General features: G+C 50.6%; 14 protein-coding genes, 5 tRNA genes and 1 other RNA gene. 19 read left to right on the forward strand and 1 reads right to left on the reverse strand.

The genetic code is table 11. The features are described from left to right. Positions 1–791 precede the first annotated feature (791 nt). From cydA to pnuC, 19 genes are all read left to right on the forward strand, one after another. On the forward strand, positions 792–2,360 hold the full coding sequence (cydA, locus tag NNN64_RS09545) for a cytochrome ubiquinol oxidase subunit I (protein WP_137381347.1): 1,569 nt from the start codon (positions 792–794) through the stop codon (positions 2,358–2,360). Between the two features lie 15 nt (positions 2,361–2,375). After that, entirely contained in the window at positions 2,376–3,515 is a 1,140-nt protein-coding gene (cydB, locus tag NNN64_RS09550) for a cytochrome d ubiquinol oxidase subunit II (RefSeq protein WP_271441224.1), read from the forward strand. A 14-nt stretch (positions 3,516–3,529) separates the two neighbouring features. Next, positions 3,530–3,643 (forward strand): cytochrome bd-I oxidase subunit CydX, encoded by a 114-nt coding sequence (gene cydX / locus NNN64_RS09555; RefSeq protein WP_061381940.1) that lies wholly within the window; start codon positions 3,530–3,532, stop codon positions 3,641–3,643. Further along, complete coding sequence (gene ybgE, locus NNN64_RS09560) at positions 3,643–3,936, forward strand: cyd operon protein YbgE (RefSeq protein WP_149335058.1); 294 nt, start codon at positions 3,643–3,645, stop codon at positions 3,934–3,936. The genes cydX and ybgE overlap by 1 nt, the downstream gene beginning before the upstream one ends. 259 nt (positions 3,937–4,195) lie before the next feature. Then, a complete protein-coding gene (ybgC, locus tag NNN64_RS09565) occupies positions 4,196–4,600 on the forward strand; it encodes a tol-pal system-associated acyl-CoA thioesterase (protein WP_271441225.1) in 405 nt (134 codons plus the stop codon). Beyond that, on the forward strand, positions 4,597–5,289 hold the full coding sequence (gene tolQ / locus NNN64_RS09570; RefSeq protein ID WP_003022976.1) for a Tol-Pal system protein TolQ: 693 nt from the start codon (positions 4,597–4,599) through the stop codon (positions 5,287–5,289). Before ybgC ends, tolQ begins: the two co-directional genes overlap by 4 nt. Before the next feature lie 3 nt (positions 5,290–5,292). Continuing rightward, a complete protein-coding gene (tolR, locus tag NNN64_RS09575; protein ID WP_137381327.1) occupies positions 5,293–5,721 on the forward strand; it encodes a colicin uptake protein TolR in 429 nt (142 codons plus the stop codon). A gap of 64 nt (positions 5,722–5,785) precedes the next feature. Then, positions 5,786–7,054 carry a cell envelope integrity protein TolA gene (tolA, locus tag NNN64_RS09580; protein ID WP_271441226.1) on the forward strand — a complete coding sequence of 423 codons (1,269 nt, stop codon included), beginning with the start codon at positions 5,786–5,788 and terminating at the stop codon, positions 7,052–7,054. A gap of 90 nt (positions 7,055–7,144) precedes the next feature. Beyond that, on the forward strand, positions 7,145–8,437 hold the full coding sequence (gene tolB, locus NNN64_RS09585) for a Tol-Pal system beta propeller repeat protein TolB (RefSeq protein WP_038638949.1): 1,293 nt from the start codon (positions 7,145–7,147) through the stop codon (positions 8,435–8,437). 34 nt (positions 8,438–8,471) lie between these two features. Next, the gene (pal, locus tag NNN64_RS09590) at positions 8,472–8,990 is read left to right on the forward strand and encodes a peptidoglycan-associated lipoprotein Pal (RefSeq protein ID WP_003022983.1); all 519 of its coding nucleotides are present in this window, start codon (positions 8,472–8,474) and stop codon (positions 8,988–8,990) included. 9 nt (positions 8,991–8,999) lie between these two features. After that, positions 9,000–9,788, forward strand: a complete 789-nt coding sequence (gene cpoB, locus NNN64_RS09595; RefSeq protein WP_048212240.1) for a cell division protein CpoB — start codon at positions 9,000–9,002, stop codon at positions 9,786–9,788. Positions 9,789–9,952: 164 nt separating this feature from the next. Beyond that, a tRNA-Lys gene (locus NNN64_RS09600) sits at positions 9,953–10,028 on the forward strand. Positions 10,029–10,054: 26 nt separating this feature from the next. Next, a tRNA-Val gene (locus tag NNN64_RS09605) sits at positions 10,055–10,130 on the forward strand. 3 nt (positions 10,131–10,133) lie between these two features. Beyond that, a tRNA-Lys gene (locus NNN64_RS09610) sits at positions 10,134–10,209 on the forward strand. 149 nt (positions 10,210–10,358) lie between these two features. Then, positions 10,359–10,434: transfer RNA gene (locus NNN64_RS09615), tRNA-Lys, on the forward strand. A gap of 32 nt (positions 10,435–10,466) precedes the next feature. Then, positions 10,467–10,542 (forward strand) — tRNA-Lys (locus tag NNN64_RS09620). A gap of 22 nt (positions 10,543–10,564) precedes the next feature. Next, positions 10,565–10,697, forward strand: a non-coding RNA gene (locus NNN64_RS09625) — RtT sRNA. A 281-nt stretch (positions 10,698–10,978) separates the two neighbouring features. After that, positions 10,979–12,022, forward strand: a complete 1,044-nt coding sequence (gene nadA, locus NNN64_RS09630) for a quinolinate synthase NadA (protein ID WP_271441227.1) — start codon at positions 10,979–10,981, stop codon at positions 12,020–12,022. A gap of 27 nt (positions 12,023–12,049) precedes the next feature. Continuing rightward, on the forward strand, positions 12,050–12,769 hold the full coding sequence (gene pnuC, locus NNN64_RS09635; protein WP_137383136.1) for a nicotinamide riboside transporter PnuC: 720 nt from the start codon (positions 12,050–12,052) through the stop codon (positions 12,767–12,769). On the opposite strand, the gene zitB is transcribed toward pnuC, so the two are convergent. Continuing rightward, a complete protein-coding gene (gene zitB, locus NNN64_RS09640) occupies positions 12,766–13,707 on the reverse strand; it encodes a CDF family zinc transporter ZitB (RefSeq protein ID WP_271441228.1) in 942 nt (313 codons plus the stop codon). The genes pnuC and zitB overlap by 4 nt on opposite strands. Between the last annotated feature and the right edge of the window lie 349 nt (positions 13,708–14,056).

The raw sequence follows: 14,056 nt of genomic DNA on the forward strand, positions 1-14,056 counted from the left end.
GAATTGTTCGTAATATAGTTATTCTTTGGCGTAGAGGTGATGTTGTGGCGGGAGTGATAACTTATAGTGATGTTTTAAGCGAAACGGTGGGTCTCTGCGGGGCGATCGCCAAGCCTCAGGGCACCGGTCAATGTTTGCCGCTTCGCTTTCAGTTGAGATAGTTACATCGCGGTGTTAATTATAAGTAAAATTAAAATGAATAATTTGTATTAAATAATGATTACAGGACTTGCTAAACAAAAAACTGTGAGCTACCCAGCAATAGTGACTCTTTATCTGTCCATAATTTTGTCCCGCCGACTGGTTAAAAGATCGTGTAGATTTAAATAAATATCCTATCATTTGTAGTAACGGCAATTACTCATTGAAAAACATATCGTTAACATGGTGTTCACTAGTCGCACTAGCGATAAACACTATTAACATTAAAATTGAAAATTGATTTAAATCAATGTTTAAAACTTGGTAAACATCACCAAATGAGGTTAAATTGCTGCAGATCAAATTGGTCTGAAAGTGATAAATTAGCTATAAATTGATCACTATCGAAAAATGCAAATTTACCTCGATAAAAACCTGTTTATTGTAAGGATTTTACGGCGTAATATAATTGCGGGATCAATTTGAGTGTTTTATTAACATGTTTGTAACTTTTCATCATTGTCCTTTCTTCAAATGAGAAGAAAGAGCAGCGGGGGAAGGAAGCAAATAAATTTGTATTGGGGCATGCGTGTGACCCTTTCTAACGGGGTTCACTCTCGGAGTCTTCATGCGATGAGCAAGGAGTCATGATGTTAGATATAGTCGAACTGTCGCGCTTACAGTTTGCCTTGACCGCGATGTACCACTTCCTGTTTGTGCCACTGACGCTCGGTATGGCGTTCTTGTTGGCCATCATGGAAACGGTCTACGTCCTTTCCGGCAAACAGATTTATAAAGATATGACCAAGTTCTGGGGCAAGTTGTTTGGTATCAACTTCGCTCTGGGTGTGGCAACCGGTCTGACCATGGAGTTCCAGTTCGGGACTAACTGGTCTTACTATTCCCACTATGTCGGGGATATTTTCGGTGCGCCGCTGGCGATTGAAGGTTTGATGGCCTTCTTCCTCGAATCCACCTTTGTAGGTCTGTTCTTCTTCGGCTGGGACCGTTTGGGTAAAGTCCAGCATATGTGTGTCACCTGGCTGGTGGCGCTGGGTTCTAACCTGTCCGCACTGTGGATTCTGGTTGCGAACGGCTGGATGCAAAACCCAATCGCTGCGGATTTCAACTTTGAAACCATGCGTATGGAGATGCTGAGCTTCTCTGAACTGGTGCTCAACCCGGTTGCTCAGGTGAAATTTGTTCACACTGTGGCTTCTGGTTATGTTTGTGGCGCGATGTTCGTTCTGGGTATCAGCTCCTACTATATGCTGCGCGGCCGTGACTTCGCGTTTGCTAAACGTTCTTTTGCTATCGCTGCCAGCTTTGGTATGGCTGCCATTCTGTCTGTTATCGTTCTGGGTGATGAATCTGGTTACGAAATGGGCGACGTGCAGAAAACCAAACTTGCTGCTATTGAAGCCGAGTGGGAAACCCAACCTGCACCGGCATCCTTTACGCTGTTCGGTATTCCGGACCAGGATGCGCAGGAAAACCATTTTGCGATTCAAATTCCTTATGCGTTGGGCATCATCGCTACCCGCTCTGTTGATACACCGGTCATTGGTCTGAAAGATCTGATGGTGCAGCACGAAGAGCGTATCCGTAACGGGATGAAAGCGTATCAGCTGCTGGAAGAACTGCGCGCAGGCTCTACCGATCAGGCTGTTCGCGACCAGTTCAACAGCATGAAGAAAGATCTGGGATATGGTCTGCTGCTGAAACGTTATACAGATAAAGTGACTGATGCGACTGAAGCGCAAATCCAGCAAGCCACGAAAGACTCTATTCCTCGTGTTGCGCCGCTGTACTTCGCATTCCGTATTATGGTGGCGTGCGGCATCCTGATGCTGGCTATCATTGCTGTGTCCTTCTGGACCGTGATTCGTAATCGTATCGGCGAGAAAAAATGGCTGCTGCGCACAGCGCTGTATGCTATTCCGCTGCCGTGGATTGCCATTGAATCTGGCTGGTTTGTCGCAGAATATGGCCGTCAACCGTGGGCGATAGGTGAAGTGTTACCGACAGCCGTGGCGAACTCTTCGCTGACTGCGGGTGATCTCATCTTCTCGATGCTGTTGATTTGCGGCCTGTATACCCTGTTCCTGGTGGCTGAACTGTACCTGATGTTCAAGTTCGCACGCCTTGGGCCGAGTAGCCTGAAAACCGGTCGTTATCACTACGAGCAGTCTACTGTGACTACTCAGCCGGCACGCTAAGACAGGAGTCGTCAAATGATCGATTATGAAGTATTGCGTTTTATCTGGTGGCTGCTGGTTGGCATTCTGCTGATTGGTTTTGCGGTCACTGATGGCTTCGACATGGGGGTGGGCATGCTCACCCGTTTCCTCGGTCGTAATGATACCGAGCGTCGAATTATGATTAACTCCATCGCCCCGCACTGGGACGGTAACCAGGTATGGCTTATCACCGCGGGTGGCGCATTGTTCGCTGCGTGGCCGATGGTGTACGCTGCTGCGTTCTCCGGTTTCTACGTGGCGATGATCCTGGTACTGGCGTCATTGTTCTTCCGTCCGGTCGGTTTCGATTACCGCTCCAAGATTGAAGATATGCGCTGGCGCAACATGTGGGACTGGGGCATCTTCATTGGTAGCTTCGTTCCGCCGCTGGTTATCGGCGTTGCGTTTGGCAACCTGCTGCAAGGTGTTCCGTTCCACATGGATGAGTACATGCGTTTGTACTACACCGGTAACTTCTTCCAGTTGCTGAATCCGTTTGGTCTGCTGGCAGGGATTGTGAGCGTAGGGATGATCATCACTCAGGGCGCAACCTATCTGCAGATGCGTACCGTAGGTGAACTACACCTGCGTGCTCGTACCACCTCACAGGTTGCGGCGCTGGTGACTCTGGTTTGCTTCGCACTGGCCGGTGTTTGGGTTATTTACGGGATTGATGGTTATGTTGTGACTTCCGCACTGGATCACCACGCGGCCTCTAACCCGATGACCAAAGAAGTGGTGCGTGAAGCAGGCGCCTGGATGGTGAACTTTAACAATGCACCTATCCTGTGGCTGGTTCCGGCGTTGGGCGTGGTTCTGCCGCTGCTGACCATTCTGACTTCTCGTATGGAGAAAGGGGCCTGGGCGTTCATCTTCTCCTCACTGACGTTAGCCTGCATCATCCTGACTGCCGGTATCGCAATGTTCCCGTTTGTGATGCCGTCCAGCACCATGATGAACGCAAGTCTGACTATGTGGGATGCCACCTCCAGCCAGAGAACATTGAACCTAATGACCTGGGTTGCGGCGGTGTTTGTACCGATTATTCTGCTCTACACCAGCTGGTGTTACTGGAAGATGTTCGGTCGCATCACTAAAGAAGATATTGAAAGCAACACCCACTCTCTGTACTAAGTAAGGAGCTAAAAATGTGGTATTTCGCATGGATTTTGGGAACGCTTCTTGCCTGTGCATTTGGGATAATCACAGCACTGGCGCTTGAGCACGTTGAATCAGGCAAAGCCGGACAAGAAGAAAGTTGATGACCAACATTATCGCGATGGTATACAACGCGATGGATAAGCGCCCCTTGCGGGCGCTTTCCTTTGTGCTGGCAATCGTGTTGGCTGGTTGCATATTCTGGGATCCGTCACGTTTCGCGGCCAAAACCAGTGAGCTTGAGATCTGGCATGGCTTCCTGCTGATGTGGGCGGTCTGCACTGGCATCATTCATGGCGTTGGATTTCGTCCTCGTGCGGTGCACTGGCAGGGCATCTTCTGCCCGCTTATCGCAGATATCGTCCTCGTTGTTGGTCTGATTTTCTTCTTCTTTTGAATAAGAAACATCCTTAAATATTTATGGGCTTGCATAAGCCCATAATTTTTTACTCTCCGTTTACTTTCCCCCATTCCAAAGCATCATTCCCGCGCGTATAGTAGCGAAGTTTGAAAGCACTACCGGGATGTACAGTGAAGACAGCGCGATATACAACGACATTCTTGATGCATCGCGGCGGCAAGAACGCGAGTCACCAGGCGTTTACAAAGATAAGCGACTGGTGTGAGTGGACGAAGCCAACAAAGAGGCAGTAAGAATGAATAAGTATATATTTCGATGGCCGGTTCGTGTCTATTATGAAGACACCGATGCCGGTGGGGTGGTTTACCACGCCAGCTATGTTGCTTTTTATGAGCGAGCACGCACAGAGATGCTGCGTCATCATCACTTCAGTCAGCAGGTGCTGTTGGCAGAACGTGTAGCCTTTGTGGTGCGCAAGATGATCCTGGAATATTTTGCGCCAGCCCGGCTCGACGATATGCTCGAAGTCCAAACCGAAATTACGTCAATGCGTGGCACCTCATTGGTTTTCACGCAACGCATTGTCAACGCAGAGAACGTCGTGCTGAATGAAGCCGAAGTTCTGATTGTTTGCGTTGATCCACTCAAAATGAAGCCTCGTGCGCTTCCCAAGTCTATTGTCGCGGAGTTTAAGCAGTGACTGACATGAATATCCTTGATTTGTTCCTGAAGGCAAGCCTTCTGGTTAAACTTATCATGTTGATTTTGATTGGTTTCTCAATCGCATCCTGGGCCATTATCATCCAGCGGACCCGTATTTTGAATGCCGCCTCACGTGAAGCAGAAGCGTTTGAAGATAAGTTTTGGTCTGGTATCGAATTATCGCGTTTGTACCAGGAAAGCCAGGGGCGCCGGGATAATCTGGCCGGTTCGGAACAAATTTTCTACAGTGGATTCAAAGAATTTGCGCGCCTGCATCGGGCAAATAGCCACGCGCCGGAAGCGGTTGTTGAGGGGGCATCCCGTGCGATGCGTATCTCTATGAACCGCGAACTGGAAACGCTGGAAACGCATATTCCGTTCCTGGGAACCGTCGGCTCCATCAGCCCATACATTGGTCTGTTCGGTACCGTTTGGGGGATCATGCACGCATTTATCGCGCTGGGCGCGGTAAAACAGGCAACCCTGCAAATGGTTGCACCGGGTATCGCGGAAGCGTTGATTGCAACAGCCATTGGCCTGTTTGCGGCAATCCCGGCGGTTATGGCTTACAACCGACTGAATCAGCGCGTGAACAAGCTGGAACTGAATTACGACAACTTTATGGAAGAGTTCACCGCGATTCTGCACCGCCAGGCGTTTACCGTTAGCGAGAGCAACAAGGGGTAAACCATGGCCAGAACGCGTGGACGAGGTCGTCGCGAACTCAAGTCCGAAATCAATATTGTACCGTTGCTCGACGTACTGCTGGTCCTGCTGCTGATCTTTATGGCAACAGCGCCAATCATTACACAGAGCGTGGAAGTCGACCTGCCGGATGCGACTGAGTCGCAAGCCGTCAGTAGCAACGACGAACCTCCGGTCATTATTGAAGTTTCCGGTGTTGGACAATACAGCGTGGTGGTTGAAAAAGACAGGATGGATCAACTACCACCAGAGCAGGTTATCGCGGAAGCGAAGAGCCGTCTGCAGGCCAACCCGAAAACGGTCTTTTTAATCGGTGGTGCGAAAGACGTGCCTTATGATGAAATAATTAAAGCGCTGAACTTGTTACACAGTGCAGGCGTGAAATCGGTTGGCTTAATGACGCAGCCAATCTGATGTCTGCGTATTCCTGGCTTGAAAGATAGCGCGTAACAGGCGAACAGTTTTTTGGGAACCGAGAGTGTCAAAGGCAACCGAACAAAACGACAAGCTCAAAAGGGCGATAATTATTTCAGCGGTGCTGCATGTCATTTTATTTGCGGCACTGATCTGGAGTTCGTTCGATGAGCACATTGATGCTTCAGCCGGCGGTGGTGGTGGCTCGTCCATCGACGCCGTTATGGTCGATCCTGGTGCTGTTGTTCAACAGTACGACAGGCAGCAGCAACAGCAGGCAAGTGCGAAACGTGCAGAAGAACAGCGTGAGAAACAGGCGCAGCAGCAGGCCGAGGAGCTTCGTGAGAAGCAGGCGGCAGAGCAAGAGCGTCTGAAACAGCTGGAGAAAGAACGTTTAGCGGCGCAGGAAAAAGTGCGCGAGCAGGCGGAACAGCAGAAACAGGCTGAAGCCGCTGCGGCGAAAGCACAGGAGCAACAGAAGCAGGCTGAAGAAGCTGCGGCGAAGGCTGCAGCAGACGCGAAAGCCAAAGCAGATGCTCAGGCGAAACAAGCGGCAGATGCTGCGAAGAAAGCCGCTGCTGATGCCCAGAAAAAAGCTGAAGCTGAAGCTGCTAAAGCCGCCGCTGATGCGAAGAAAGTTGCCGAAGCACAAGCCGCTAAGGCTGCCGCAGACGCCGCGAAGAAAGCCCAGGCTGAAGCCGCTAAACAAGCTGCGGCTGAAAAAGCTGCCGCTGAGAAAGCCGCTGCTGCTGCCGAAAAAGCGGCTGCCGCGAAAGCTGCCGCTGCTGAAAAAGCGGCTGCAGAGAAGAAAGCCGCCGCCGAGAAAGCCGCTGCAGATAAAAAAGCTGCTGCAGAGAAAGCCGCCGCCGATAAGAAAGCAGCAGCCGATAAAGCCGCCGCCGCGAAAAAAGCCGCCGCCGAAAAAGCGGCTGCCGCTTCGGGGGTTGACGAATTATTCGGTGACTTAAGCTCCGGTAAGAATGCGCCGAAATCGGGGAACCCATCAAAAGGGAGTGGTTCTAATTCAGGCAACTCCTCTGCAGCTGGGGCGGCAACTGGCGCGGAACTTAATGGGTATGCAAGCCAAATTACGGGGGCAATATCTAGGAATTTCCATGACTATAAGTCATACATCGGAAAGCAGTGTGTTCTTAGATTGAATTTAAATCCTGATGGCTCGCTGATTGGTATCACATCTGAAGGGGGGGACGAGGCTTTATGTTCGGCAGCTAAGACTGCGGCAAGACTAGCTAGCTTACCTAAGCCTCCAAATGATGCGGTCTATAATGCAGTTAAAAATAATCAGCTTGTTGTGAAATTTATTCCGCAATAGAGCATAGTTTAACTGGTAGTTTTGTGTATTTGAGTTTGTTAACATTCTGCTAAATTATCGTGGGCGTTCCGTCCAGATAAGGGAGATATGATGAAGCAGGCATTACGAGTAGCATTTGGTTTTCTGATGCTGTGGGCAGCAGTGCTGCATGCAGAAGTACGTATCGAGATCACCCAAGGGGTAGACTCGGCACGCCCGATTGGTGTTGTCCCGTTCCAGTGGGCAGGGCCGGGCGCTGCACCTGAAGATATCGGTGGTATCGTAGGTGCTGACCTGCGTAACAGCGGTAAATTTAACCCACTAGACAGATCTCGTCTGCCTCAGCAGCCGGGGACTGCAGCTGAAGTTCAGCCTGCTGCATGGTCCGCTCTGGGTATTGATGCCGTCGTGGTAGGCCAGGTTACGCCAAACCCGGATGGTTCCTATAGCGTTGCATATCAACTGGTTGATACCGGTGGCGCACCAGGTACCGTACTGGCACAGAACACCTATAAAGTGAACAAGCAGTGGCTGCGTTATGCGGGGCATACTGCAAGTGACGAAGTATTTGAAAAACTGACCGGTATTAAGGGCGCATTCCGTACCCGTATCGCGTATGTTGTTCAGACGAACGGTGGTCAGTTCCCGTACGAATTACGTGTGTCTGACTACGATGGTTACAACCAGTTTGTCGTTCACCGCTCTCCGCAGCCGTTGATGTCTCCGGCGTGGTCTCCGGACGGTTCTAAACTGGCCTACGTTACCTTCGAAAGCGGTCGTTCAGCGCTGGTTATTCAGACGTTGTCCAACGGCGCAGTGCGTCAGGTTGCTTCGTTCCCGCGTCACAATGGTGCACCTGCGTTTTCTCCGGATGGCAGCAAACTGGCGTTTGCCTTGTCTAAAACCGGTAGCCTGAACCTGTACGTTATGGACATCGGTTCCGGTCAGATCCGTCAGGTCACTGATGGTCGTAGCAACAACACGGAACCTACCTGGTTCCCGGACAGCCAAAACCTGGCCTTTACGTCTGACCAGGCCGGTCGTCCGCAGGTGTATAAAGTTAACGTCAACGGCGGTGCTCCGCAGCGTATTACCTGGGAAGGTTCGCAAAACCAGGATGCTGATGTCAGCAGCGACGGTAAGTTTATGGTAATGGTAAGCTCGGCGAACGGTCAGCAGCACATTGCCAAACAAGATCTGGTAGCGGGTGGCGTACAAGTTCTGTCGTCAACGTTCCTGGACGAAACGCCAAGTCTGGCACCTAACGGCACTATGGTAATCTACAGCTCTTCTCAGGGGATGGGATCCGTGCTGAATTTGGTTTCTACAGATGGGCGTTTCAAAGCGCGTCTTCCGGCAACTGATGGACAGGTTAAATTCCCTGCCTGGTCGCCGTATCTGTGATAATAAATAATTGATTAATAAAGGAATCATTGAAATGCAACTGAACAAAGTGCTGAAAGGGCTGATGATTGCTCTGCCTGTTATGGCTATTGCGGCATGTTCTTCTAACAAGAACGCCAGCAATGACGGCAGCGAAGGCATGCTGGGTGCCGGCACTGGTATGGATGCAAACGGTAGCGGCAACATGTCCTCCGAAGAGCAAGCGCGTCTGCAGATGCAACAGCTGCAGCAGAACAACATCGTTTACTTCGATCTGGATAAGTACGATATCCGTTCTGACTTCGCTGCAATGCTGGATGCGCACGCTAACTTCCTGCGTAGCAACCCGTCTTACAAAGTCACCGTAGAAGGTCATGCGGACGAACGTGGTACTCCTGAGTACAACATCTCCCTGGGTGAACGTCGTGCTAACGCCGTTAAGATGTACCTGCAGGGTAAAGGCGTTTCTGCGGACCAGATCTCCATCGTTTCTTACGGTAAAGAAAAACCTGCAGTACTGGGTCATGACGAAGCGGCTTACGCCAAAAACCGTCGCGCCGTACTGGTTTACTAAGAGAATTGCATGAGCAGTAACTTCAGACATCACCTGTTGAGTCTGTCGTTACTGGTTGGCATAGCGGCCCCCTGGGCCGCTTTTGCTCAGGCGCCAATCAGTAGTGTCGGCTCTGGCTCGGTCGAAGACCGCGTCACTCAACTCGAGCGTATTTCTAACGCTCACAGTCAGCTTTTAACCCAACTCCAGCAACAACTCTCCGATAATCAGTCCGATATTGATGCCCTGCGTGGTCAAATTCAGGAAAGTCAGTACCAGCTGAATCAGGTTGTTGAACGCCAAAAACAGATATTGCTGCAGATGAATAATCTCGGCAGCGGTAGCGCGCCTGCGGCGCAATCTGCGGCTGGTGATCAGAGTGGGGCGGCAACCCCAGCACCCGATGCGGGTGCTGCAGCCTCGTCAGGCGCTCCGGCGCAAACTGGCGATGCGAATACTGATTACAATGCGGCAATCGCTCTGGTACAGGATAAATCCCGTCAGGATGATGCGATCGTTGCATTTCAGAACTTCATCAAAAAGTACCCGGATTCTACTTACCTGCCAAATGCGAATTACTGGCTCGGTCAGTTGAATTACAACAAGGGTAAAAAAGATGATGCAGCGTTCTATTTTGCATCCGTAGTTAAAAACTTCCCCAAATCACCGAAGGCTGCAGACGCGATGTATAAAGTCGGCGTCATCATGCAGGACAAAGGTGACACAGCAAAAGCGAAAGCCGTTTATCAGCAGGTTATCACTAAATACCCTGGTACTGATGGCGCGAAACAAGCGCAAAAACGTCTTGGCGCGATGTAATGCACACCATGCGACCAGAAATCGTGTTATTTCTGGTCGCGTCGTGTGATTCCTAAGCAGTTGAGTTATTTACATCGAAATTTTTGTTGCGCTAAAATCTGAAATCAGTAATATATGCCGCCGTTGCCAAGGGATATCAAACAAACCAAAAGCAGCGCAAAAGTGGGTCGTTAGCTCAGTTGGTAGAGCAGTTGACTTTTAATCAATTGGTCGCAGGTTCGAATCCTGCACGACCCACCATTTAATGCAGTATCCAGCGCAGTAACGGGTGATTAGCTCAGCTGGGAGAGCACCTCCCTTACAAGGAGGGGGTCGGCGGTTCGATCCCGTCATCACCCACCACTCGGGGCGTTAGCTCAGTTGGTAGAGCAGTTGACTTTTAATCAATTGGTCGCAGGTTCGAATCCTGCACGCCCCACCAACTTTAACATCGTACTCAGATGTTAAACGTGAAGGATAACGTTGCTTTAGCAACGGCCCGCTAGGGCGAGACGAAGTCGAGTCATCCTGCACGCCCCACCAATTCTTATATTGGTGTCGAGTAAAAAATTTTTCAGGTGACATCCGAGCGGGTCGTTAGCTCAGTTGGTAGAGCAGTTGACTTTTAATCAATTGGTCGCAGGTTCGAATCCTGCACGACCCACCATCCTGAATAATTGAAGCAGTAAACCCCATATGGGGGCGTTAGCTCAGTTGGTAGAGCAGTTGACTTTTAATCAATTGGTCGCAGGTTCGAATCCTGCACGCCCCACCAGTGTAAAAAGGCGCCCTAAAGGCGCCTTTTTGCTATGCACAGAATTAACGATTCGAACCTGCAGCAGGTTCGGGTCGAACGTAGTGAGACAACGGAGCCGTTTACGGCGACGGCCCGGAGGGCGAGCGAAGCGAGTCATCCTGCACGCCCCACCAGTGTAAAAGAGGGCGCTGGCGGTGCCTTTTTGCTATTTGCGATTTATAAGATTCTAATCTGCTTGCCTGATGCGCTTCGCTTATCAGGGCTGCTGACGGCACGACTCATGTAGGCCGGATAAGACGCCAGTCGCCATCCGGCATTCATCACTCGCAATTCTTGTGACTTTTCGACACCAATCCGCTATCTTGTTTAGCATACAAAACAATTCTAACCGAATATAGCGTATGTCACGCTTCTACTCGGTTATTTCGTTAAGCCAGTAAAACGAGAAAGCAAGATGAGCGTGATGTTTGATCCTGAAGCAGCAATCTACCCGTTTCCGCCAAAACCTGCGCCGTTGAGTGTGGATGAAAAGCAATTTTATCGAGAGAAAATTAAACGTCTGCTGAAAGAGCGTGATGCCGTCATGGTTGCGCACTATTACACCGATCCTGAAATACAGCAGTTGGCCGAAGAAACCGGAGGCTGTATCTCTGACTCGCTGGAGATGGCGCGGTTCGGATCAAAACATCCTGCCTCTACGTTGCTGGTTGCGGGAGTCCGGTTTATGGGCGAAACAGCCAAAATTCTGAGCCCGGAAAAAACCATACTGATGCCAACCTTACAGGCTGAATGCTCACTAGATCTGGGGTGCCCGATTGAGTCGTTTAGCGCATTTTGCGATGCGCATCCGGATCGCACTGTCGTGGTTTACGCCAACACTTCAGCCGCCGTTAAAGCACGTGCGGACTGGGTCGTGACGTCCAGCATTGCCGTCGAACTGATTGAACACCTTGATAGCTTGGGGGAAAAAATCATTTGGGCTCCTGACAAGCACCTGGGTAATTACGTACAAAAACAGACCGGGGCGGATGTTCTCTGCTGGCAGGGTGCCTGTATCGTTCATGATGAATTTAAAACCCAGGCATTAACACGCATGAAAGGGCTGTACCCTGACGCTGCCGTACTTGTGCACCCTGAATCTCCCCAGTCTATCGTTGATATGGCTGATGCGGTGGGATCAACCAGCCAGCTAATCAGCGCCGCTAAATCGTTACCGCACAAGCAACTGATTGTGGCGACCGATCGGGGTATTTTTTACAAAATGCAGCAAGCTGTTCCGGATAAAGAGCTGCTTGAAGCCCCGACAGCGGGTGAAGGTGCAACGTGTCGTAGCTGTGCGCACTGTCCGTGGATGGCAATGAACGGCCTTAAAGCGATTGCTGAGGGACTTGAGCAGGGTGGTGTGGCTCATGAGATACATGTTGATGCCGCACTGCGAGAAGGCGCATTGCTGCCGTTAAACCGCATGCTGGAATTTGCGGCTACACTACGAGCTTAATTACGGCGTTTCGCTCTGGGGGAAAAGATGGATTTTTTTAGCACGCAGAACATTCTGGTACATATTCCAATCGGTGCAGGCGGGTACGATCTGTCGTGGATTGAAGCGGTGGGGACTATCGCCGGGTTACTGTGTATTGGCCTCGCCAGTATGGAGAAAATCAGTAATTACTTCTTTGGTCTGATAAACGTCACGCTGTTTGCGATTATCTTCTTTCAGATCCAACTTTACGCCAGCTTGTTGCTGCAGGTGTTCTTTTTTGCCGCCAATATCTATGGCTGGTACGCCTGGTCCCGGCAAACCAGCCAGCATGAGGCTGAACTTAAAATTCGCTGGCTGCCGTTGCCAAAAGCGTTGGGCTGGCTGGCGGCTTGTGTGGTGGCAATTGGTCTGATGACAGTGTACATCGACCCGGTGTTTGCGTTTCTCACCCGTATTGCGGTGACTATCATGCAAGGACTGGGATTACAGGTTGCATTACCTGAATTGCAACCGGATGCGTTCCCGTTTTGGGATTCCTGCATGATGGTGCTATCGATTGTGGCGATGATCCTGATGACGCGCAAATACGTCGAGAACTGGCTATTGTGGGTGATCATTAACATCATCAGCGTAGTGATCTTTGCCCTGCAAGGGGTGTATGCCATGTCGCTGGAATACATGATTCTGACTGTGATCGCGTTGAACGGCAGCAGGATGTGGATTAACAGCGCGCGCGAACGTGGTTCACGCGCGTTTTCCCATTAGTGATGGTGATGTGAATGGCCGGACAGTCCCTCATACAGGTGACAGTCTGGCCCATTACATGGTTGATATTCCATCTGAATCGTCGCGTGTTCAATCTGATAGTGATGAATAAGAAAGTGCTGAATGCGTTCCAGCAACGCATCGTGATCGTGCGGCGGGACGACCTGAACATGCAGCGTCATGACCGGTTTTTCACCCACCATCCAGACGTGAACATGGTGTACATTGCGAACCTCGGGGATATCCCGGCTGAGATGTCGCTGTAGAGCGGCGATATCCAGCGCATGGGGCGCGCCCTCGAGTAATTCATTCACACTGTCTTTCAGTAAGCGCCAGGCGCTACGCAACACCAGAACAGAAACCAGAATAGAGAGAATAGGGTCCGCAGGGGTCCAGCCCGTCCAGATAATGATCAGTGCTGCAATGATCGCGCCGACCGAGCCCAGTAAATCGCCCATAACATGCAGTGCTGCAGCACGAACGTTGAGGTTTTTCTCTTCGCTGCCGCGATGTAAAACCCAGAAGGCGAGGACGTTAGCCAGTAAACCCGCAACGGCGATGACCATCATCATCCCGCCGGCGACCGGACGGGGCGTATGGAAGCGCTCAATCGCTTCCCAGACGATTAAAATCGTGATCACCACCAATGCAATAGCGTTCACAAATGCGGCCAGCGTCGTGAGCCTCAGCCAGCCGAAAGTGTGTCGGATGGTCGGCGGTCGACGGGCAAATTGAACGGCCAGCAGAGCAAAAAGCAGCGCTGCGGCATCAGTGAGCATATGTCCGGCATCCGCCAGCAGCGCCAGCGAGCCTGAAAGTATCCCTCCTACCACTTCGACCAGCATGAACCCCGCTGTAATGCAGAAGGCGAACAGCAGTCGACGGGCATTATTATCTTTTGGCTGGTCGGGGGAAGTATGAGTATGTGAGTGCGCCATTGTGCCATCCCTTTGTTATTCTCATCTTTACTGTATGACATCATACCGTTTTTGGGGGGATAAAATTAAAAAGGAGAGCTTCTATTCTCCCTTTATCAGCCACGTAAATAGTGGGTGTTGCCTTACCGTACAGTGGGTAAAGATCCACGATGTGTATCGATAGTCAGCACAGAATTTTGAAAATAATAATAAAAGCCGCAATTACAGTTGGGATTTGCGGTCTGGATCTCACTATTCGCTACATTCTTGCGTTTTTTTGCTTAATCCCGGGATAACACGGTTCGTACTGTAAAACCCCGTTTACACTTTATGACTGAAGATATAGATTGGGGGGATTGCATTCATTTAT

Source organism: Citrobacter sp. Igbk 14 (assembly GCF_028069825.1).
Taxonomy (GTDB): domain Bacteria; phylum Pseudomonadota; class Gammaproteobacteria; order Enterobacterales; family Enterobacteriaceae; genus Citrobacter.